Source organism: Avibacterium sp. 20-126, assembly GCF_044358625.1.
Classification (GTDB): Bacteria; Pseudomonadota; Gammaproteobacteria; order Enterobacterales; family Pasteurellaceae; genus Avibacterium.
The window spans coordinates 164797-186385 of the sequence record NZ_CP091457.1; the positions used below are offsets into that span (position 1 = coordinate 164797).

Below are 21589 nucleotides of genomic sequence, written 5' to 3' on the forward strand. Positions count from 1 at the left end.
GAAATAAAGCGGTATAAAAAGTGCGGTAAAAAAAGACCGCACTTTATCAGGAGGTTCTAGTATGCCAACATTATTATCAATGAAAAATATTACTAAAAAGTTTGGTGATGTTACTGCATTAAATCATATTTCTATTGAGCTGAATGAAGGAGAGATTCTTTCTCTTTGTGGCGAGAATGGCTCTGGTAAATCTACCTTAATGAAAGTGTTATGTGGTATTTATCCTTATGGTGAGTATTCTGGTGAAATTTATTTTTCTAATGAACCTTTAATCGCTAAAACTATTAAAGATACGGAAGAAAAAGGCATTGCAATTATTCATCAAGAACTGACATTAGTTAAAAATATGACCATTTTGGAAAATATGTTTTTAGGTAATGAAAGAACAAAATTAGGTATTACGGACGATAATGAAATGTATCTACGCTGTAAAACCATTTTACAACAAGTTCAGTTAGACATCGATCCGAATATTAAGGTTGCTGAATTAGGTTTAGGGCAACAACAATTAGTGGAAATTGCAAAAGCATTAAATAAACAAGTTCGTTTATTAGTCCTTGATGAACCCAGTGCCTGTTTAACTGAAAAAGAAACCGAAATACTGCTTAACTTAGTTCAAGATCTTAAAGCCCATAATATTGCTTGTATTTATATTTCTCATAAATTAAATGAAGTAAAAACGATTTCTGACAAAATTTGTATTATCCGTGATGGTGAGCATATTGGTACGCAACCTGCTGCCTTGATGACAGAAGATGACATCATTACTATGATGGTCGGTCGTGAAATTACCTCACTTTACCCTTATGAAACGCGTCCTATCGGAGAAGAAATGTTACGCGTTGAACAGCTTTCGGCTTGGCATCCGATTAATCGCCATATTAAACGTGTTGATAATGTCAGTTTCCGTCTGCATAAAGGAGAAATATTAGGCGTTGCAGGATTAGTTGGCTCAGGTCGTACTGAAATGGCACAATGCCTATTTGGTTCATATCAAGGGAAATATCAAGGAAAAATTTTTGTACAAGGCCATTCTATTCATATTCGCCATTGTGCTGATGCCATTGTACAGCAAATTGTTATGGTGCCAGAAGATCGTAAAAAACACGGCATTATACCCATTATGGGAGTAGGAAAAAACATTACGCTTTCTTCATTAAAAAAATATTGTATGCTCGGCAATATCATTAATGAACCACTAGAAGAGACCATCATTCAGCAATCTATTGAGAAACTAACTGTAAAAACTGCTAGCCCTGATTTAGCAATTGGACGCTTAAGTGGAGGAAACCAACAAAAAGCGATTTTAGCAAAATGCTTATTGCTCAATCCTAAAATTCTGATTTTAGATGAGCCTACTCGTGGCATTGATATTGGGGCGAAATATGAAATTTATAAACTCATCAGTCAATTAGCAAAACAAGGTGTGGCGGTTATCGTCATTTCCTCTGAATTACCTGAAGTATTGGGCATTAGCGATCGTGTTTTAGTGATGCACCAAGGACAAATCAAAGCCGATCTCATCAACGATCATTTAACGCAAGAACAAGTGATGGAAGCCGCACTTAAGGAGTAATTATGTCTAAGCTAAAATCCATTAATCTACAAGTTTATATTATGCTCATTGCCATTATTGTGATTATGGCATTTTTCTCATTCGCCACCGATGGGGCATATTTAAGTGCAAGAAATATTTCTAACTTATTGCGTCAAACTTCCATCACAGGAATCCTCGCTATTGGAATGGTTTTTGTGATTATTTGCGCAGAAATTGATCTCTCAGTGGGGTCATTAATGGGCTTATTGGGAGGCTTTGCTGCCATTACAAATGTTTGGTGGGATTGGCCTCTGTCTTTAACGATTATTACCACTATTTTGCTCGGCATTTTGTTTGGGGCTTGGAATGGTTGGTGGGTTGCATATCGCAAAGTCCCCTCATTTATTGTTACCTTAGCGGGAATGTTAGCGTTCCGAGGGATCTTAATTGGCTTAACAAATGGTACAACCGTCTCCCCAATTAGCACAGAGATGACGATGATCGGACAAGGTTATTTGCCTGATCTCGCTGGCTTCTTGATTGGTACAATCGCGATTTTAGGTTTTATGAGCTGGGGAATCTACCAAAGAAAAGCAAGAAAGCACTTACACTTAGCTGTCCCTTCTAACGCACAAGAAACCTTAAAATATGCGTTATTTGCCTTAGCGATTTTGGGCGCCATTTACCTATTAAATGACTACCGCGGTATTCCATTCCCTGTTTTATTACTGGCATTGTTAGCCGTAATAGGAATGTTTATGGCAAGAAAAACCGCATTTGGCCGTCATATTTATGCAATTGGTGGGAATATTGACGCCGCCCGATTGTCAGGCATTAGTGTTGAGAAAGTCAAATTAATTATTTTTTCTTTAAATGGCTTTATGGTTGCGATTGCAGGGCTTATTTTAAGCGCTCGTCTAGGTGCAGGCGCACCCTCTGCAGGACAAAATGCAGAACTTGATGCCATTGCTGCCTGTGTCATTGGTGGGGCAAGTTTAGCTGGTGGTATCGGCAGTGTTTATGGTGTCGTCATTGGCGCATTCATTATCGCCCTGTTAGATAATGGAATGAGTATGCTAGATGTCCCTACATTCTGGCAATATATTGTCAAAGGCGGCATCTTACTACTTGCTGTTTGGATGGATACAATGAGTAAAAAGAAAATGTAATTGAAAAACGCTCTTATAATGCCACCGTACTTGTGATAATCATAAAGTGCGGTGGTTTTTTATGAAATTTTTATTAAAAAACACAAAAAAATCCCACCGCATTTTTCCCCCTCACTTTGCAAAAAATCTGTTAAAATATCCTCACTTCAACGAATGATTAGCTAAGGATAACGTTATCGAAAACTGGCAGCGGGGCTTTGTTTTACATCGTAGGGCATACAGTGAAACAAGCTTATTGGTGGATTTGTTTACGGAAGAAACAGGACGTTTAACCGTGATGGCGAAAGGCGCGAGAACGAAACGTTCAGCGTGGAAAAGCATTTTGCAGCCATTTACCCCCTTGCTGTTGCGCTGGACTGGGCGAGGCGAGGTGAAAACTTTAACCAAAGCTGAAGCCGCTTCGCTTACCTTACCTATGCAGCCTACTGCACTTTATAGTGGTTTTTATGTCAATGAACTCTTGATGCGTTTATTAGCAGTGGAAACGCCTTATCCTGATATTTTCCAAGATTATTTAAAATGTATTACAGGGTTGGCTAGTGTGTCTCATTCTGTTGAGCCAAGCCTGCGTACCTTTGAATTTCAATTACTGACTGCGATGGGCTATGGGATTGACTTTTGCCACTGTGCAGGGTCAGGTGAGCCGGTTGATGAAAATATGACTTATCGTTATCGTGAGGAAAAAGGCTTTATTGCTTCCCTAATTAAAGATAATCTGACTTTTTATGGCAGAGAATTGCTGGCATTTGAGCGGCGAGAATTTCACGATCAAGCGGTATTGCAAGCAGCAAAACGTTTTACGCGCATTGCCTTGAAGCCTTATTTGGGCAGTAAACCTTTGAAAAGTCGGGAATTATTTACTCAACATATTTTATATCAGAAATAACCTATGGCATTACTTTATACCCCAAAAAAAGTTGAAAAAAACCACCGCACTTTTACCGCTAAGGTGCAAGGCTTGGATTATCAAGGGCTAGGCGTGGCGAAAATTGAAGGGAAAACCTGGTTTATTGAAAATGCGTTACCTGATGAAAAGGTGCTGGTTGCGGTGTTGGAAGAAAAGCGTCAATATGGCAAAGGGGTGGCGAAGAAATGGTTGGAAACCAGTGCGCAACGTGTGCCGCCTGCCTGCGTTTATTATGAAAAATGCGGTGGTTGTCAAACCCAGCATATTCCATTGGAAATGCAACGTCAGATAAAGGAGCAAGCATTATTCCAACGTTTAAGCAAACTGCAAGGCGAACCTATCGCATTAATGCCAAGAATTGTCGGTGAACAATGGCATTATCGCCGCCGTTTACGATTAAGTCTTTATTGGGATAAAAAGCACGGCTTGCGCATTGGCTTTCGGCAGAAAAATTCGCAAAATATTGAACCTGTGCAATCTTGCCTTGTGATCGAAAAGCCTCTGGATAATTTGTTGCCAAAAATCACCGCACTTTTACAACAGTGGTCTAACCCGAAAAATTTAGGGCATCTTGAGCTGGTACGCGCGGATAACGGTGTGGCATTATTGTTACGTCATCAAAAAAATTTGGCAGAAAAAGACCGCACTTTGTTAATTGAATTTGCCCAAAAAGAACATTTAATGCTGTTTGTGCAAGATGATGAGCAAATTCAGCAGCTTTATGGTGAAAGCCCTTATTATGAATTGAACAATCGGCAACGGCTACATTTTGATGTACGTGATTTTATTCAGATTAATCCGCAACTCAATCAGGTGATGATTGATACCGCATTGAATTGGCTCGACTTAACTGATCAAGATCAGGTACTGGATTTGTTCTGCGGAATGGGCAATTTCACCTTGCCAATAAGCGCTCAAGCCAAGCAAGTGGTGGGCGTAGAGGGTGTGGCGGAAATGGTGCATAAAGCAGCACAAAATGCGGAACGAAATGGGTGTAAAAATGTCCAATTCTATCAGGCTGATCTAGCACAATCTTTTTCAGCCCAACAATGGGCAAGCCTGCAATTTAATAAAATCTTACTTGATCCACCACGTGCAGGTGCGGCATTTGCGATCCCCTTTTTAGCGGAATTAAAGGCAGAAAAAATAGTATATGTCTCTTGTAATCCAGCAACACTGGTGCGAGATGCAGAAATGCTTTTGCAGGCTGGATATCAAGTAAAACAAGTGGCAATGATCGATATGTTCCCGAATACAGGGCATTTAGAAAGTATTAGTCTATTTGAACGGAAATAAATAGGAAGGCGTTATGGTTGCTGTTCGAGGTTCTCATCTACTTAACCCGAAAGATTTTGTCATTGAACAATGGAGTGAAAGTTTAGGGCTTTCTTCTGAGCTGACGGAAAAATTAGTGCGGGCGTGGCATTATTCGCAAGAGAAAATCCAACAGCAGCAAAGTACGGACGAAAAGCCACAACTGCATTGCTCGCTCTTTTCTGGTGTAGAAATGGTGGAAATTTTACACAGCCTGAATATGGATAGCGAAAGTCTAATCACCGCAATGATTTATCCTGTGGTAAGCCATAATATTGTTGAGTTAGCACAAATTGAGGAAGATTTCGGTACTGCGATTGGTAAGCTCGTGAAAGGTGTGCTGGAAATGGATAACATTCGTCAGTTAAATGCAAGCCATTCTGCCAATTCGCTGCAAGTGGACAATGTACGCCGTATGTTGTTGGCGATGGTAGATGATTTCCGTTGCGTGATTATCAAACTGGCTGAACGTATTGCCTTTTTGCGAGATGCGGAAAATTGCTGTTCCGAAGAAGAGAAAGTGCTTGCTGCGAAAGAATGTGCCAATATTTATGCCCCTCTCGCTAACCGTTTAGGCATCGGGCAGTTGAAATGGGAGTTAGAAGATTATTGTTTCCGCTATTTGCATCCTGAACAGTATCGAATGATTGCTAAATTATTGAAAGAACGTCGTTTGGATCGTGAGCAATATATCGCAGATTTTGTGGCGGATCTTACGCACTATTTACAAGAAAATATCGATCAAGTGGAGGTTTATGGTCGCCCGAAACATATTTATAGTATCTGGCGAAAAATGCAGAAAAAGCACTTAGAATTTAGTGATTTATATGATGTTCGCGCGGTGCGGGTGATCGTTCAGAAATTGCAAGATTGTTATTCTGCCCTTGGAATTGTGCATACCCATTTTAAACATTTACCGAAAGAATTTGATGATTATGTCGCCAACCCCAAACCAAACGGCTATCAATCTATTCATACGGTGGTATTGGGCAAAGGTGGAAAACCCATTGAAGTGCAAATTCGTACTCAGCAAATGCACGATGATGCGGAGCTTGGGGTGGCTGCGCATTGGAAATATAAAGAAGGGGTAACGGGGCATTCTGCCTATGAAGATAAAATTGCTTGGTTGCGTAAATTATTAGCGTGGCAAGATGATATTACGGATTCAGGTGAAGTGATTGCTGAGTTACGTAGCCAAGTGTTTGATGATCGGGTGTATGTGTTTACGCCTAAAGGTGAGGTCATCGATCTGCCAACAGGATCGACACCACTGGATTTTGCCTATGCGATTCATAGTGAGATTGGGCATCGCTGTATTGGAGCAAAAGTGGGCGGACGTATTGTACCGTTTACCTATCAGTTGCAAATGGGCGATCAAATTGAAATCATTACACAAAAAACACCAAACCCAAGTCGGGATTGGCTTAATCCGAATTTAGGTTTCACCAATACGAGTAAATCTCGTGCCAAAATTGCAGCGTGGTTTAAGAAATTAGATCGCGATAAAAATATTCCAGCAGGTAAAGAAATGCTGGAGAATGAAATTACGCGTTTAGGCATTGCGCTCAAGCAAGTGGAACAGTATGCTTTACCACGTTACAACCTGAAAAATTTAGACGATTTATATGCTGGCATCGGTGGGGGCGATATTCGCCTTAATCAGCTCATTAACTTTTTGCAAAGTAAACTGATTAAAACCACGCCACAAGAAACCGATGAACAGATTTTACGTCACGTTACACAGAAAAGTGCGGTAAATTCTGCGCAAAAAAATGACTCAAAGGGCTATGTGATCGTAGAAGGTGTGGGCAATTTAATGCACCACATTGCACGCTGTTGCCAGCCAATTCCCGGAGATGACATCGTGGGCTACATCACAATGGGACGCGGTATTTCTATTCACCGTAGCGACTGCGAACAATTTTTAGAATTGCAAGAGAGCCACCCAGAGCGCGTGGTGGAATCCATTTGGGGAGATAATTATGCGAGTGGTTTCCGTATTAGTATTCGTATTATCGCCAGTGATCGCCACGGTTTGTTGCGTGATATTACCACCGTGCTTGCCAATGAAAAAATCAGTGTCTCAGGGGTAGCGAGCCGTACAGATAACAAAAAACAACTTGCAACCATTGATATGGAAATTGAGTTAAACAATGTACAAATATTAAGCAAAGTCTTAGCACGTTTAGCAAAATTAGATGATGTGATTGAAGCGAAACGGTTATAACTAAACAAAACGTAATTGTTTTGCGTTGTATTAACGCGGCACAAATATAACCATCACACTCAACGTATTTAATAAGGAAAGAAAATTGGAAAAAACAACAGGCTTGACCCATTTAATTAAATCCACAGGTTATTCATTAAAAGGGCTAAAAAGTGCATTTAAAAACGAAGCTGCATTTCGCCACGAGGTATTCTGTGCGTGCATCTTAATCCCTCTGGCTTTTTGGCTCGCAGATGACAAAATTGAGTTGATCTTGCTGGTTGGCTCCGTGTTATTAGTGCTAGCAGTAGAATTGCTCAACAGTGCAGTGGAAGCCGTGGTGGATCGCGTTGGTAAAGAATATCACGAGCTTTCAGGGCGCGCGAAAGATCAAGGCTCCGCCGCGGTATTTGTGACACTGATCCTTGTTGTGATTACTTGGGGAGGGATTCTCTTTTTCTGACAAAAAGAAGTGATCTGCCCCCACAGAGTTATTCCCTAAAGCTGTTAAAAAATTGTAGCGTGAGCTGGCTCTCGTCCGTGCAGAGATTGCTTATCTAAAAAAGTTGGAGGAATTAGACCGGCAAAAACGACGGCAGAAAAAAGAGCCACCATTTACGATTTAAAGCAAAAGTATGCGTTAAATGATTTACTAAAAGCGGCGAAAATGGCGCGCTCTACCTTTTATTATCAAGAAGTTAAGCGCGATTACACGGCAGAAAAAGTGGCAATATTCTCGCTGTGTCAAGCGAGTAAACAGCGAGATGGCTACAGCCCTTTAACGTTCAAATTACGTCAAATCGGGGTTACGTTGAATCATAAAACCGTACTGAAATTAATGAGGGCGTTGCAAATTCAGTCGATTGTTCGCCAGAGAAGGCACGGAAAGCGAGATGAGACCGCTTTGATTGCGCCAAATATGCTGAATCGTGATTTTACTGCGACAAAACTGAATTAGAAATGGGTGACGGATATGACCGAATTTCATATTGGGCGGGAGAAGCTGTATTTTTCCGCGCTAATGGATTTGGCGAATCAAGAAATTATCGCCTATCAGTTTGCAAGACGCCCCAACTTTCCCTTGGTAACAAAAATGCTGGAACAAGGGTTAAGCCAATTAAGTGCGACGGATTGCCCTATTATTCACAGCGACCAAGGCGTTCTTTATAGTACAAACGCTTGGCGAAAAATGCTGGAAGGGCGCGCGATACCGAGTATGAGCCGACGCGGGAATTGCTATGATAATGCGGTGATTGAGCGTTTCTTTGCGATTTTAAAATCCGAGTGTTTTTATGCGCGTAGCTATACATTGATAGCGGAATTGCAAGCTGAACTTGAGGAATATGTGGTGTATTACAACCAAAACGTATTAAAATGGTTTTAAAAGGACTGAGTCCTGTTCAATACAGAACTCAGTATTTATAGTTTAACAACCTGTCCAACTTTTGGGGAGCAGATAAGAGTGCGGTGGAAAATTCAGCATTTTTTTATTTTTCATCAAACCAATAGCCTAATAACGAGTAAAAATGCGAGTTTTTTTAGCGCCAATGCAGGGCGTGCTTGATCCGCTTGTGCGGCAACTTCTGACTGAAATTAATGACTATGATCTCTGCGTATCAGAATTTGTGCGTGTGGTGGATCAACGTTTACCTGAAAAAACATTCTATCGCCTCTGCCCAGAATTAAAGCAAGGTGGACGAACTTCAGCGGGGACACTTGTCCGAGTACAATTACTCGGACAACATCCTCAATGGCTCGCAGAAAATGCTATATTGGCAACAGAATTAGGATCGCACGGCATTGATTTTAACTGTGGTTGCCCTTCTAAAACCGTTAATGGCAGCCACGGCGGAGCGGCATTGCTGAAACAACCTGAATTGATTTACCAAGCCACTAAAGCCTTACGCGAAGCATTACCGAAAGAACAAGTGGTGAGCGTTAAAGTACGCTTGGGGTGGGATAGCGATGCGCACGCCTTTGACATTGCTGATGCGGTACAACAAGGCGGTGGCACAGAAATCACCATTCACGGACGCACCAAAACCGATGGTTACCGTGCGGAAAAAATCAACTGGCAGAAGATAGCTGAAATTCGCCAGCGTTTAACCATTCCAGTGATCGCAAATGGTGAAATTTGGGACTGGCAAGATGCACAGGACTGCCTTGCTGTAACAGGTTGCCAAGATGTGATGATAGGACGTGGCGCATTAACCATTCCAAATTTAAGCCGAGTGGTGAAGTTCAATCACGCTAAATTAGATTGGGAAACAGGTGTTATGCCTTTGCTACACCGTTATGCTCATATTGAAAACCTACAAGATACCGGCTTTTATCATATTGCCCGCACCAAGCAATGGCTGCAATATCTGAAAAAATCTTACCCACAAGCCAGTGTGCTGTTTGAGTATATTAAAACTTGTCAAACGGCAGAAGCGTTACGCGAAAGGTTAGAGCAAATAAAGTAAATCGTTTGTACTTTGCGTTACATCACCAACGTCATCCCATTTATCGTCATTTCAAATAAAAAAGAATATGGCATTACCCGCTCTCTTATGTGCTACTTGTACACCACGGTTGTTGTCGTATTGTCTTATTTTCATTTTAAACGATCATATCATTAGAAGTGCATTCTAAAATTGGCGCGGTGTCTTTGTCATTGAATAAGGTTTTTATTGTGTCAATCACTTACGATATTTGGGGATATCACTATTTGGTACGCTAACGACTTAATAGTCTAACAATCCTAAAATCTGGCAAAACTTGGTTAAATGGTTTAGGAATATTTTACTTATTGTCAAGTAATTTTCCTTATATTGTAGGCAACTTTGTCTATTTTTAACCCCATTATTCTGGGATACACCCTAGAAAAATTTACGTTGCGGGGTAAAAATGCTTGAAAATCCCACCGCACTATTAAAAATAGGCAAGGCTAATAAAGCAAAAATCCTCCGTGCTTGGGAGGATTTTTATTCGTAAACGCCTAAGTCACGTCTAAGCCGCATCTAAGCCCAACACTTTTCGTCCATTGATACTGGCAATGTTTACCATTGCCTCTAAATCAGGGAAACGACAACCTGCGGCAAGTAGGCTAAGTTCCTGCCACATATCGCCCTCACATAGTGGCACCATATAATCGCAAATGTTATCCGTACCAATGGCAACGGTGATGTTTTCTGGGATCATTTCATCAACGGGGGTGAGGGCATTGTGGAAGGGCATTAAATCTTCTTTACGATTACTGTCAATCCACGCCATTGGACAGGCGATCATCATCATTTGGGCTTGGCGCATTTTCTCGTAAAGTTTGTAGCGATATTCGCGTGAATGTGCGCCAATGGAAATACCGTGAATGGCAACCACGCGCCCTTCCATACCGTGTTCAATGGTTTTATCACAGAGTTGCTCTGTTTCTTTTTCTTTCGGGGTGTTAAATTGATCAACGTGGACGTGGCACATAATGCCGAGTGATTTGGCTTTATCAAGCAAAATATCCATCGCCTCAAGACCGCGTCCGTAATCTAGTTCATCGCGATAAGGCAAGCCACCAATCATATCGACCATTTCTGCACCAATATCAAACCATTTTTTGGCGGTGGGTTCGATCACGCCTTTTAGGGTTTGATTAGCGAATTTTAAAGTGATGTCGTGTTTATACACATCACGCGCTTTATGCGCGGCGATGATGGCACGATCTTCACAAATGGGATCAATATCCACAAAGGTACCAAACGCGGTTACCCCTTGTGAGATCATTAATTCAATGGCTTGGCAAAAGCGGGCGTAATAATCATCTACGGTGGAGGTGCGTTTTACTTCGTCCACTAAATCCCATTTTTGTTGCAAATTACTGCTATGGTAAATACCGATTTTTTCTGGCGTCATTGTGAACGCGCGGTCAGCGTGAGCGTGTGAATTGACCCAGCCGCCTTTTTTGATAATTTCGTCTCGAATATAGGTTTTAAAGCTACGAACGTGATTACGCATAATTTTCTCCGTAATAATGAAAGCGAGGCGGACAATAGGCTAGAGATGAAAAAATCCCAATACAGTGGGATCGTGTTATTAAGAGAAAATTGCTTTGCGCTCAAGTGGTGAGCCTCTTGATTTGTGGTGTGTGGTGTAATGTTATGAAAAATTCGCAGATTTTTACTTAATAACATTCTATTTTGTCCAGATGAATTTGAATAATAAAAAAGGCGAAATGCCTTTGCAGCGGCGATAGTATAAGCGCTTCAATAGTAAAAATATAATTGGTTTTAACTATTGGTTGCTTAATTTGTCTTCCTTTTATTTTTCAAAAAAAGCATTATCTTGATTAAATACCTCTAAGAACAAACCAAGCGGTGGCGTGCGTGAGGTGGTTTTTTGGTAAGTGCGGTCGTATTCTTGGTAGTTTCCACGGCGATCAAGATGATATTGTGTGCCATCAGCGGTAACAATCACATTCCAACGATAATTTCCTACCTGTACCCAACTGCGGCGCAATGCGGGGTTAAACAAATCCATTCCCTGTGCATAATCAGAGGCAGGATTTTGCACGCCAAATAAATGTGTCATTAATGTAGGCAAAATATCTGTGTGGCTAGTGAGTTTTTTTACCTGCCCTTGTTCTAACCCTTGCCACGCAATAATCAGCGGGACGTGAATTTCTTCTGGTGCGAAATAATGACTTTGCTGTTTTTCACTTAATGAGGTGAAATGATAGCCTTCTTCAGCGGTAATTAAAATAAGGGTGTCGTGGCGATTGACTTCGCGTAATACGCCATCTAGCAAGCCATCTAATTCATTCAGTTGAAGCGCATAGACTGTCTCATTTAACCCTTGCGGAATGGTCAGGCTCAAATAGCTGAAATAAGGTTTTTCTGTATTGTGTTTTGCATACCAATTATGCCATTTTTGCACGCTTGTTCGGTTGCTATGGACGTTGTGATCTAATTTTTGTTGATTAAACAAATTCTGGCTTAACAAACTGGCGTGAAAGCCATCGCTGGAAAATAATCCCAGTTGATAAGCAAATTTTTCTTGCTTGAGCGTGCTAATTAGCACGGATGGCGTTTTGTTGCTTAATAAGCTATCGGTATAATTCGCCGTCAATCCGTAGAACAAGCCCGTTAAGGCGGTGTTATTGTTATTGCCCGTGCTGTAATGATTGAGATATTGCGTTGCTTGCTCAGCAAAGGCGCTCAGCTGTGGCATTTTTTCAGCACTAACTGCATCATAACGTAGTCCAGATACGGTAATGATCAGAATATTGCTTGGATTAACTGGGGCAAAGCGCAATGGCGATTTAGGATAATCGATCTTTAAGGCTTCAGGTCGTCCCTCTTGTTCTAAGGTTTGACTATATTGATTTTTATCTAAGAAACCGTGCTTTTCTAAGAAAGAGCGTGCAGTCATCGGGTAAGAAAGCGGAAAATTAGATTTTTGCATCGTGATCGGACGATAGATAAACGCATCTGCCCAAGCATAAATTAAGTGGGTGGCAATAAAGGTACAAACAAAGAATACCCCCACACCTTTAAGCCATTTTTGCCGTTCAAGGCTACGCAATTTTTCCCACGACCAGCGAGAAAACAGCATTTGAATCAATAAGATAATTGGCATTGGCACGAAAAACAGTTGCCAGTTGCGGGAAAGCTCACCATTGTCTGGGTTTACCAATAAATTCCATACGAGTGAAGAAAGGTGAAAATTAAAGCGCGCAAAAACTTCTGTATCCACTAATAATAGGGTTGCCCCAATGGTGGTGAGAATCACACTTAGCCCACGGAAAGTGCGGTTGTTTTTTACCATAAAACTGAGCGGAAAAATAATCAGCAAATACAAGGCAAACACAATAAAACTAAAATGCCCTAATAAACTGATGAAAAAATACAGTTTGCCAAAAAGCGTGTCTGGCCAATCGATCAAAAAGGCATAACGTGCGCCAATCACAATTGCCCAAAGGATATTAAAAAAAGCAAACCAATGCCCCCAAGCGATTTTTCGCGAGGTGTTTTCACGATATTGTTTGCTTGTTTTAATGCCAAACATCGTATTATTTTTGCTCTTTGATAGAACGCATTAACGCATCAGAAAAGGCCTGAGCTAGCGCGATACGTTGCTGTTGCCCCATATTATGGGTAAGTACATTGGTCACCATATTACCCAGTACAACCAAGGATAAATCTACCGGCGTTTGATGTTTTTCAAACACGGCAATCAGTTCATTTAATAAGGTATCAACGTGTTTATCTTGGAATTTTGATTGTTTCGCCATAATGAATATTGTTGTTAAATTTGAAGGCTGAGAATAATTTTGCGTATGCTAGCATATTTTCGCCGAAAGTGCGGTTATAATATCGTACAAATTTATTTTTATAAATATGGATTAAAAAATGAGTATTACGGTTAAGCAAATTGTGTTGCACCAATTGGTAAAACACCAGCAAGAAGACGCCATTCAACTTGATGTGCAACTGCGTAATGAACGGTTGCCAATTAGCCCTGAAGTAGAACAAATGATGCTGCATTTACATCAAGGTTATCAAAATAAAGCAAAAGCCTATGGTGTATTTGAAGAAGCCTCAGAATTTGCGCAAAATCTTAATCGTTTTCTCGAAAATGACTTAGATTTTCTGCCTTTTAGTCACCAATCTGCGCAAAAGCTTGCACAGGAATTAGGGAAATATAACTTTGCAGATAGCGGCACATTCGTGTTGTGCCAATACAATTTTTTAGCGACGGATTATTTGTTTATCGCCTTGCTAGACAGCCACGCCAGTATGTTGGTGGACGAAAACCTAGAAATTCATCGTACGCAATATTTGGATCTTACTCAATTTGATATTGCCGCACGCATTAACCTGACGGATTTGCATATTGATGCCAGTTCTAATCGCTATCTCACCTTTATTAAAGGCAAAGTCGGGCGGAAAATTGCCGACTTTTTTATGGATTTCTTACAGGCAGAAGAAGGGCTAAATCCACAATTGCAAAATCAATGTTTATTACAAGCAGTGAACGATTATTGCGAGCAAGGTGAGTTAAATAATGAGCAATCCCAAGCGGTGAAAAAGCAAGTGTTTGAGTATTGTAAAGGGCAAATGAGTGCGGGCGAAGAAATTGAATTGCGGGAACTTTCCGACAGTCTGCCTACTCTAAATGAACAGTCTTTTGTGGATTTTACGCAAACGCAAGATTATGGCTTGGAGGAACATATTCCCCCAGTCCGTTCTGCCTTGAAAGGCTTAACCAAGTTTTCTGGCTCAGGCAAAGGGGTAACCATTAGCTTTGACGCAGAGCTGATTAACCAACGTGTCATCTGGGATGAAATGGGTGATACGCTCACTATTAAAGGGCTGCCACCGAATTTGCGTGATCAACTACAACGTTGGCTAAAAGGCGCGAATTAATTTGGCAATAGGACGAAGTTTAGGTATTATCCCCCAATCATTAAAGAATAAAAGGTAACCAATATGCAGTTAAAAACTCTTATTACCGCGGCAATGTTAGCATTCAGCGTAACGGCCTGTTCCACCGTAAGCAAAGTGGTCTATCGTATTGATGTGCCACAAGGAAATTACCTTGAGGCGGCCACGGTGGATCAAGTCAAAGTGGGAATGAATAAGCAACAAGTACAATACTTATTAGGGACGCCGGTGTTAATCGATCCATTTAGCAATAATACTTGGTATTATGTTTTCCTTATCCAAAAGGCTTACCAAGCACCAGAACAACATACCTTTATCGTAAACTTTGATAAACAAGGTGTGGTCACTCACCTTGATTTAGATAAACCGTTGCCAACAGCGGGAGAAAAAGAAATCAATAATGTGGTGATTGACGCGCCAGAAAGCCAAAACAAACACTGGTGGCAGTTCTGGAAATAAAAACTCGGCAAAATAACACCGCACTTCATTATAAGGACCAAACGCAATGGCTAAATTATTATTAGTGGACGATGATATTGAACTTGTGGAACTTCTGGCGGAATTACTTCAGCTAGAAGGCTTTGAAGTAGATACCGCAAACAATGGTAAAGAAGCCTTAGACAAATTGGATAACAGCTATCACCTTGTTTTATTGGATATAATGATGCCCGTGTTAAACGGCATTGAAACCCTAAAACAAATTAGGCAGCATTTCACTACCCCCGTAATGATGCTCACAGCACGAGGCGATGAAATTGATCGCGTTATCGGCTTAGAGTTAGGTGCAGATGATTATTTACCAAAGCCATTCAATGATCGTGAATTAGTGGCAAGAATTAAAGCCATTTTACGCCGTACTGAACTGGTAAATTCCGTGAATGAAAGCAAATCAGAAGAAAATCAACAAATTGAATTTTGTGGTCTCACGCTTTATCCCGGACGTCAGCAAGTGCTTTATGAGGATAAAAATCTTGAACTTACCGGCACAGAATTTGCTTTATTACAAACCCTTATCGCAAATCCGGGGCAAATTCTTTCTCGTGAGCATTTGAGTATGGAAATCCTAGGTAAACCGCTGACACCGTTTGATCGTGCTATTGATATGCATATGTCAAATCTAAGGAAAAAACTCCCACCACGAAATGACGATTCGCCTTGGTTCAAAACCTTGCGAGGCAAAGGCTATCTTCTTGTTGCCTCGAAATAACCTCACGCAAAATGAAATTAACGTTTCTTAATACCTTATCAATGCGAATTTTTGCCTTATTCTGGCTTGCCTTTGCGCTTCTCCTCGCATTGATTTTTTTACTACCTTATTTTGATGCGCGTATTTACACGGAACTTGGCAATGAAGAAGTTTCGGGTTATTACGGTGAAATCGCCACCGCCATTCGGAATAAACAACTGGCGCATATTATTTCTGGCGTGCCAGTTATCCCTATGGACAAATTTGACGACATTCACCCTGTTTTGGCAGATAAAAATGGCAATATTCTTGGCGCAAGAAAGGAAGAAATTGCCTCTATTCAGCAATTTATGTACCACACCGTAAGCACATTAAAACCGCTGAAAAAAAACTTTTATGATATTCAGATTGCCGGGCCTTTTACTGTACATCTCAATTTAGACAATGATGTGCCTTACACACTCTATTTTGTCAGCCGTGTTAATCCGCAAAAAGAAGTTCTGTCTTATATTTTTGACCGCCCTTATATCCTCATTTTATTTATTATGTTAATTTCCACCCCGTTACTTTGGTGGCTTTCACGAAGTATTGGGCGACCGTTGAGACATTTACAGCAAGCGGCCAATGCCGTTGCTTTAGGCAATTTTAAAGTGGATAAATCCCTTGAAACGCAAGGCACTATTGAGTTACGTCAAGTGGGGCAAAGTTTCAATCGAATGACGATTGCCTTAGACGATCAACTTTCTAATCAGCAAACCCTACTTTCCTCTATTTCACACGAACTAAGAACACCGCTTACCCGCTTGCAACTGGCGCTAGCCTTATTACGTCGCCGAATCAATAGCAGCGCAGAAATTGCTCGCATCGAAAAAGAAGCCGTACGCCTTGATGAAATGATTAATGATCTGCTGTTACTTTCACGTCAGCAGCTAAATAGCCATATTCTACGAGAAATTTTCCCCATCACTGAAATTTGGCACGATATTATTAAAGATAGCCGTTTTGAAGCGGAACAGAAAAAATTATCCTTCAAAGTCAAACAACTGATTCATAAACCGAGCCAATATTACCTCAATGGAAATAAAGGGTTAATTTGCAGTGCCATTGAAAATATCTTACGCAATGCGTTGAAATATACGCACGCTAAAATTGAAGCAACAATCTTTATTGAAGAGAATGCAATGGTGATTGCCATTGATGATAACGGCGCGGGTATTCCAGCCAATGAATATGAAAATATTTTCAAGCCATTTTATCGCATTGATGAAGCCAGAACCCGTGAAACCGGGGGAACAGGGCTGGGGCTTGCGATTGTCGCTAATGTTATCCGTGAACATCAAGGAAAAGTATGGGCGGAACCAAGCCACCTTGGTGGCTTGCGTGTTGTGATCAAACTGCCGTTATGGATTTCTCAATAAATGTTCTTTAGCACTTTTGTATGCCATAAATTTCAGAAATAAAAATTCTAAAATTTTCAACCGCACTAATTAGTTTGCATAATTTGATTTATCGTAAGAAAAGTAAGTGCGGTACTTTTTTGTAAAGTATTGAAGAAAGAGAGCGGATCTTTTACCGCTCTTTGTTGCGTGGTTTTATGCCCCTTTATGCTGAAAATACAGCACGGTGGCTGCCACACGAGAGTGAACATTGAGTTTACGTAATAAGTTGCGGATATGCACTTTTACGGTTTCTTCTGAAATAAAGAGTTGTGCGGCAATCTGTTTATTGGATAAGCCCGTTGCAATCAGGCGTAGCACATCCATTTCTCGATCCGTAAGGGTGTAAATCGGATCTTGTTCGGGGCGTTGTTCTAGTAGTAAATCTTTAATTGAATCGCTTAAAATCACTTCTCCTTGAGCAATACGTTTAATTTGCCCAAGTAACAGATCGGGTTCGGTATCTTTTAGTAAATAGCCGTCTGCACCCGCGTCAATCAGCGTGAAAACATCATTTTTGGCATCGGAAACGGTAAGAATAACAATGCGAGCATCGACATTTTCTTCACGTAATGCCTTGAGCGTGTCTAACCCTGATAGCCCTTTCATATTCAAATCAAGCACAATTAAATCTGGTGAGGTTTGTAAGGCAAGGTTAATTCCTTCTGCACCACTACCGGCATCACCAACGATTTCAAATGTTTCATCTAATTCCAATAATTGTTTTATGCCACGACGCATCAGTGGGTGATCGTCAATCAGCAGCACTTTCATTGTATCCAACATAAGTTTCCCCTAGTTATGATGACACCAAACGACTATAAAATGGGACAATCTTGACGCCACTTTCGCTTGGTAATAATTGATAAAATTGTGGATAGTTAAAATTTCGTTGCACAATTTTATACGGATTATTATTTCCCTCCAAGCCTGCCGATTGATAAATATGATTTATCTCATGAATTTTCTGTTCTTTTTCACCTTCACAGTTACGATAAATCTCAATTCGGTTAGCTTCGTCTAAAATATAGACATTAAATGTCTTATCCAAGTTATTTTCAAAGAAAAATTGTAAAAAACCTTCGCTGGCAAAGGCGTCAATTTCATAGGGGTATGTTTTGTGCTTGTGGTTTTCCTCTTTATTGTCGATGACTTCTTGTACCTCTACATTGAAATCCTCGTTACTAATCAAAGGTGGGGTGTGGATTTCTTGCAAGCTAATGCCGCGTTCTTCAAAGAAAAATTGCCAGTTTTTCCCCGCAACACGCAATAAATTATTTTGTGGCACATCACTGACGCCTACTTGGATATTGATACATTTGTTGATTAATGCGGTAACAATATTTCGTAAGGTTTTTTGATAATATTTGCTATAACAGAATACATTTACGCTTTGTGGTGAGGTGGAACCACGATAAATTTTGTTAGAAAGCACTTTTAATGCCAATAAAATGGCATTTGGTCCTTCAAAATGCAGAGTACGAATTTCATTCCATAAATTGCGATAAGTTAAATCAATACTTCCTACTAGGCTTTCTTCATCAGGCCCAAAACTAAATAAATCATTGGCGACGATGGTGGTTTTTGCCTCAGATAAATGTGCTGTCGGGTCTTTGGTGAGATTAATGGAAACGACTAAGCTTTTTATTTCGCAGTTATGATTTAATTCCTCATTACTTGCCGCGGCCACTACTGTGGGCAGAGATAAACGTAAATCGGTAACGAATTGCCTTAATTTTGCAAGCGTTACATTTGGGCTAAAGATGTGTAATTCTGTTTTGGGGGTCAGTAAACGGTTGAAATATGCCCAAGAAACCAATTTATTGAGATTTTCGCTATATTCTATGTAGCGTGGCTGTTCAAATCCTTGGACATCAGGCGTTTGGTTTACTAAGTACCAACCTGCTTTGAAATGACGGTTGTTTTTGACTTCAATAAAGGTAATGTTTTTTTCCGATAAATCAGAAGAAATCATTGCATTGAGTAAAGTGATTTTACCCGGCAATTCTTCAAATGCTGTATAAAGTTTACGGGTTAAAATGCTAATATCTTGCGGCATTATGCTGGAATTTACCTTATATTTGCGGGCAAATTGTACTAAATGCCGATAACTAAACATTAAGAACTTAATTAAGTTATTATGGCTTTCTTTTACGCGTTTTATTTTCCAACAGGCGCGCTGATTTAGCTCTTGTACCAATTCTTTTGACCAGCCCCACGTTTTGGCTAGGTTCTGTAATTGGGCTAAACGCCAACTGTGTTTGGGAACATTATGACTGTATTCATTGGCTTTAATATAAAAGCAACGGCGAACAAATTCTAAGCGACGTAAATCGTTGAGTCCGATTAAATAATTGGTTACTCGCTCAAGCATTGTAAGATAAGGATCAAAGTGATGTTTTTTATCGCCACTCAGTAAGCGTGCTTTAAATTCTTGGGCGATCAGGTAAGTGTCTGGGTAATCCGCGGAATAAGTTTCCAGCAACAAAATTTTTAACACGGATTTGTAAGGTGAATCAATCCCTTTGTAGAGTTGCCACAAACTCGCACCAAAATATTCATTGGCAGAAAATGCCCCTAAGCCACCAAAATCCACCCAATCATTAGGATCGATACGTTTTTCTTTGATTAAACGTGCCACTTCTTGTTCATAGTCTTTTTCATTTTCTACGGGTAGATGTAGCCATAATAAGGGTTTTCCAGCAAGGCGAATGGCGGATCGGTAAAATTCATCTAGCAATAGCATATATTGTGCCGAACCACAATTTTCTGCCGTTAACGGATCCGCGTAACGAAAACAGCGGAAGCGGTTTTGATCCATTAAATATAAGTTAATTTCCACCCCTAAGGTTAATGCCCATTGCTGTAAGGCGTCCATTTTTTGGCTTAATAAATGGCGATCTTCTGGGCTAATTTGCGGGTGGTGACAAACCCAAATATCCAAGTCTGAAGCCGATGTTTGGCTAATTGAAGCGATACTGCCCATTACATACACGCCAAGCACGGGAAAGAAAGTGCGGTGAGAAAATGGCGAATTTTCGATTTCTTGCTCACTTAACTCAAAATGTGCGGAAAGATAGGCTTGTTGATAATCCGATAAAACAAAATCAACAATCCCTGCTGGGGCATTTTTGATATAGCCTGGCAGCGTGTGATGATTGAGGTGCAATAACAAGGTAATCGTTTGAAAAACTTGACTAAATTGAGCTGAACTGCCTGAAATTGCGCGTTCAAAACGTAATTTGTCGAGATATTCCACTTGTTGTTTCGCACTATTAATATCGTAATTCAATTTATATCCTAGGAAAGAGGGAGTGATAAATGAACAATTTCCTCGAATTTCATACAAAGAAATTGAAGTATTACTCTATCATTTGCCTTATCGGAAAGCAAAAAAATTAAATGAAAACTGACATTTTGAGGCAACAATGATAGGATAAGCCCTAATGTTTCTACGCTTATTTTTTGCATAATGATGACAAAAAAACTAATCAAAATCGCAACCCGCCGTAGCCCTTTAGCATTATGGCAAGCGAATTATATTAAAGATCGTTTAACGCAATTATATCCAGCACTTTGTGTTGAGCTTGTGCCAATGGTAACCAAAGGCGATGTAATTTTAGATACGCCACTGGCGAAAATTGGCGGAAAAGGCTTATTCGTCAAAGAATTAGAAAATGCCCTATTAAAGGGCGAAGCCGATATTGCCGTACATTCAATGAAAGATGTGCCAATGCAATTCCCACAAGGCTTAGGGCTAAGTGTTATTTGCCAACGTGAAGATCCCCGTGATGCCTTTGTGTCAAATTCTTACCGCACTTTAGAGGAATTACCTGCGGGTGCTGTGGTGGGGACATCAAGTTTACGCCGTCAATGTCAGCTTAACGCGTTACGACCTGATTTGACCATTCAATCTTTACGAGGAAATGTGGGGACACGATTAAGTAAATTAGACAATGGTGATTATGATGCGATTATTCTTGCTTCAGCGGGATTAATTCGTTTAGGAATGGCAGAGCGCATTGCCTCTTTCATTGATACGGAAATTTCCTTACCCGCAGCAGGGCAAGGGGCAGTTGGAATTGAATGCCGTGTTGATGATGTGGAAGTGCAAACCCTGTTAGCACCACTTGCCGATCCAGAAACCACTGCCTGTGTGTTAGCTGAGCGTGCGATGAATAATCACCTACAAGGTGGTTGTCAAGTGCCAATCGGGGGGTATGCGGTGATTTCTGATAATCAGCTTTATCTTAAAGCGTTAGTGGGGAAAACAGATGGCAGTGAAATTATTCGTGCAGAGGGTAAAAGTGCGGTGGAAAATGCGCAAGAATTAGGTATTCAAGTCGCAGAAAGCTTATTAAAACAAGGGGCAGATAACATTTTACAAGCCCTTGGTGTGTAATTATTCACCTTTACAACGAT

19 protein-coding genes are annotated in these 21589 nt (G+C 40.5%); 14 read left to right on the forward strand and 5 right to left on the reverse strand.

The genetic code is table 11. The features are described from left to right. Positions 1-61: 61 nt before the first annotated feature. The 9 genes from xylG to dusC all read left to right on the forward strand — a co-directional run bounded on the left by xylG (position 62) and on the right by dusC (position 9598). On the forward strand, positions 62-1576 hold the full coding sequence (gene xylG / locus L4F91_RS00775) for a D-xylose ABC transporter ATP-binding protein (RefSeq protein WP_395896698.1): 1515 nt from the start codon (positions 62-64) through the stop codon (positions 1574-1576). Between the two features lie 2 nt (positions 1577-1578). Then, a complete protein-coding gene (locus tag L4F91_RS00780; protein WP_395896700.1) occupies positions 1579-2706 on the forward strand; it encodes a sugar ABC transporter permease in 1128 nt (375 codons plus the stop codon). Between the two features lie 175 nt (positions 2707-2881). Continuing rightward, the gene (gene recO / locus L4F91_RS00785) at positions 2882-3592 is read left to right on the forward strand and encodes a DNA repair protein RecO (protein WP_250351614.1); all 711 of its coding nucleotides are present in this window, start codon (positions 2882-2884) and stop codon (positions 3590-3592) included. Between the two features lie 3 nt (positions 3593-3595). Then, entirely contained in the window at positions 3596-4909 is a 1314-nt protein-coding gene (gene rlmD, locus L4F91_RS00790) for a 23S rRNA (uracil(1939)-C(5))-methyltransferase RlmD (protein WP_395896702.1), read from the forward strand. Between the two features lie 13 nt (positions 4910-4922). Then, positions 4923-7154, forward strand: coding sequence for a GTP diphosphokinase (relA, locus tag L4F91_RS00795; protein WP_395896704.1), 2232 nt, complete (start codon positions 4923-4925; stop codon positions 7152-7154). Positions 7155-7239: 85 nt separating this feature from the next. Further along, on the forward strand, positions 7240-7596 hold the full coding sequence (locus tag L4F91_RS00800) for a diacylglycerol kinase (protein ID WP_395896706.1): 357 nt from the start codon (positions 7240-7242) through the stop codon (positions 7594-7596). A gap of 204 nt (positions 7597-7800) precedes the next feature. After that, a complete protein-coding gene (locus tag L4F91_RS00805) occupies positions 7801-8091 on the forward strand; it encodes an IS3 family transposase (protein ID WP_395896708.1) in 291 nt (96 codons plus the stop codon). A gap of 6 nt (positions 8092-8097) precedes the next feature. Continuing rightward, a complete protein-coding gene (locus L4F91_RS00810; RefSeq protein WP_395896710.1) occupies positions 8098-8517 on the forward strand; it encodes a transposase in 420 nt (139 codons plus the stop codon). A 142-nt stretch (positions 8518-8659) separates the two neighbouring features. Next, positions 8660-9598: a tRNA dihydrouridine(16) synthase DusC gene (dusC, locus tag L4F91_RS00815; RefSeq protein WP_395896712.1), complete on the forward strand. Its 939-nt coding sequence runs from the start codon at positions 8660-8662 to the stop codon at positions 9596-9598. 526 nt (positions 9599-10124) lie between these two features. On the opposite strand, the gene L4F91_RS00820 is transcribed toward dusC, so the two are convergent. The 3 genes from L4F91_RS00820 to L4F91_RS00830 form a co-directional block, all read right to left on the reverse strand. Beyond that, complete coding sequence (locus tag L4F91_RS00820) at positions 10125-11117, reverse strand: amidohydrolase family protein (RefSeq protein ID WP_250351095.1); 993 nt, start codon at positions 11115-11117, stop codon at positions 10125-10127. 303 nt (positions 11118-11420) lie between these two features. Then, on the reverse strand, positions 11421-13166 hold the full coding sequence (locus L4F91_RS00825) for a DUF3413 domain-containing protein (protein WP_395896714.1): 1746 nt from the start codon (positions 13164-13166) through the stop codon (positions 11421-11423). Between the two features lie 4 nt (positions 13167-13170). After that, a complete protein-coding gene (locus L4F91_RS00830) occupies positions 13171-13392 on the reverse strand; it encodes a YejL family protein (protein WP_265762391.1) in 222 nt (73 codons plus the stop codon). Between the two features lie 118 nt (positions 13393-13510). Between L4F91_RS00830 and yejK the strand changes: the two genes are divergently transcribed. The 4 genes from yejK to cpxA all read left to right on the forward strand — a co-directional run bounded on the left by yejK (position 13511) and on the right by cpxA (position 17149). Next, positions 13511-14527 carry a nucleoid-associated protein YejK gene (gene yejK, locus L4F91_RS00835; protein WP_395896716.1) on the forward strand — a complete coding sequence of 339 codons (1017 nt, stop codon included), beginning with the start codon at positions 13511-13513 and terminating at the stop codon, positions 14525-14527. Positions 14528-14590: 63 nt separating this feature from the next. Beyond that, entirely contained in the window at positions 14591-15004 is a 414-nt protein-coding gene (gene bamE / locus L4F91_RS00840) for an outer membrane protein assembly factor BamE (protein ID WP_250351091.1), read from the forward strand. A 46-nt stretch (positions 15005-15050) separates the two neighbouring features. Continuing rightward, positions 15051-15752 carry an envelope stress response regulator transcription factor CpxR gene (gene cpxR / locus L4F91_RS00845; protein WP_395896719.1) on the forward strand — a complete coding sequence of 234 codons (702 nt, stop codon included), beginning with the start codon at positions 15051-15053 and terminating at the stop codon, positions 15750-15752. A gap of 11 nt (positions 15753-15763) precedes the next feature. Beyond that, positions 15764-17149, forward strand: a complete 1386-nt coding sequence (gene cpxA / locus L4F91_RS00850; protein ID WP_250363949.1) for an envelope stress sensor histidine kinase CpxA — start codon at positions 15764-15766, stop codon at positions 17147-17149. Between the two features lie 174 nt (positions 17150-17323). On the opposite strand, the gene narL is transcribed toward cpxA, so the two are convergent. Continuing rightward, complete coding sequence (gene narL / locus L4F91_RS00855) at positions 17324-17953, reverse strand: two-component system response regulator NarL (protein WP_250351088.1); 630 nt, start codon at positions 17951-17953, stop codon at positions 17324-17326. 13 nt (positions 17954-17966) lie between these two features. Then, positions 17967-20459 (reverse strand): class I adenylate cyclase, encoded by a 2493-nt coding sequence (locus L4F91_RS00860; protein ID WP_395896723.1) that lies wholly within the window; start codon positions 20457-20459, stop codon positions 17967-17969. A gap of 183 nt (positions 20460-20642) precedes the next feature. Here L4F91_RS00860 and hemC point away from each other — a divergent pair, with 183 nt between their 5' ends. Next, positions 20643-21569: a hydroxymethylbilane synthase gene (gene hemC, locus L4F91_RS00865; protein WP_250363951.1), complete on the forward strand. Its 927-nt coding sequence runs from the start codon at positions 20643-20645 to the stop codon at positions 21567-21569. Positions 21570-21589 lie beyond the last annotated feature (20 nt).

What these genes read in the sequence shown, in the direction of transcription:
- cpxA (WP_250363949.1), top strand. Translation starts at nt 15,764, where the DNA reads ATGAAATTAACGTTTCTTAATACCTTATCAATGCGAATTTTTGCCTTA.
- cpxR (WP_395896719.1), top strand. Translation starts at nt 15,051, where the DNA reads ATGGCTAAATTATTATTAGTGGACGATGATATTGAACTTGTGGAACTT.
- bamE (WP_250351091.1), top strand. Translation starts at nt 14,591, where the DNA reads ATGCAGTTAAAAACTCTTATTACCGCGGCAATGTTAGCATTCAGCGTA.
- rlmD (WP_395896702.1), top strand. Translation starts at nt 3,596, where the DNA reads ATGGCATTACTTTATACCCCAAAAAAAGTTGAAAAAAACCACCGCACT.
- L4F91_RS00825 (WP_395896714.1), bottom strand. Translation starts at nt 13,166, where the DNA reads ATGTTTGGCATTAAAACAAGCAAACAATATCGTGAAAACACCTCGCGA.
- narL (WP_250351088.1), bottom strand. Translation starts at nt 17,953, where the DNA reads ATGTTGGATACAATGAAAGTGCTGCTGATTGACGATCACCCACTGATG.
- xylG (WP_395896698.1), top strand. Translation starts at nt 62, where the DNA reads ATGCCAACATTATTATCAATGAAAAATATTACTAAAAAGTTTGGTGAT.
- hemC (WP_250363951.1), top strand. Translation starts at nt 20,643, where the DNA reads ATGACAAAAAAACTAATCAAAATCGCAACCCGCCGTAGCCCTTTAGCA.
- relA (WP_395896704.1), top strand. Translation starts at nt 4,923, where the DNA reads ATGGTTGCTGTTCGAGGTTCTCATCTACTTAACCCGAAAGATTTTGTC.
- L4F91_RS00820 (WP_250351095.1), bottom strand. Translation starts at nt 11,117, where the DNA reads ATGCGTAATCACGTTCGTAGCTTTAAAACCTATATTCGAGACGAAATT.
- L4F91_RS00780 (WP_395896700.1), top strand. Translation starts at nt 1,579, where the DNA reads ATGTCTAAGCTAAAATCCATTAATCTACAAGTTTATATTATGCTCATT.
- L4F91_RS00805 (WP_395896708.1), top strand. Translation starts at nt 7,801, where the DNA reads ATGGCGCGCTCTACCTTTTATTATCAAGAAGTTAAGCGCGATTACACG.
- dusC (WP_395896712.1), top strand. Translation starts at nt 8,660, where the DNA reads ATGCGAGTTTTTTTAGCGCCAATGCAGGGCGTGCTTGATCCGCTTGTG.
- yejK (WP_395896716.1), top strand. Translation starts at nt 13,511, where the DNA reads ATGAGTATTACGGTTAAGCAAATTGTGTTGCACCAATTGGTAAAACAC.
- L4F91_RS00830 (WP_265762391.1), bottom strand. Translation starts at nt 13,392, where the DNA reads ATGGCGAAACAATCAAAATTCCAAGATAAACACGTTGATACCTTATTA.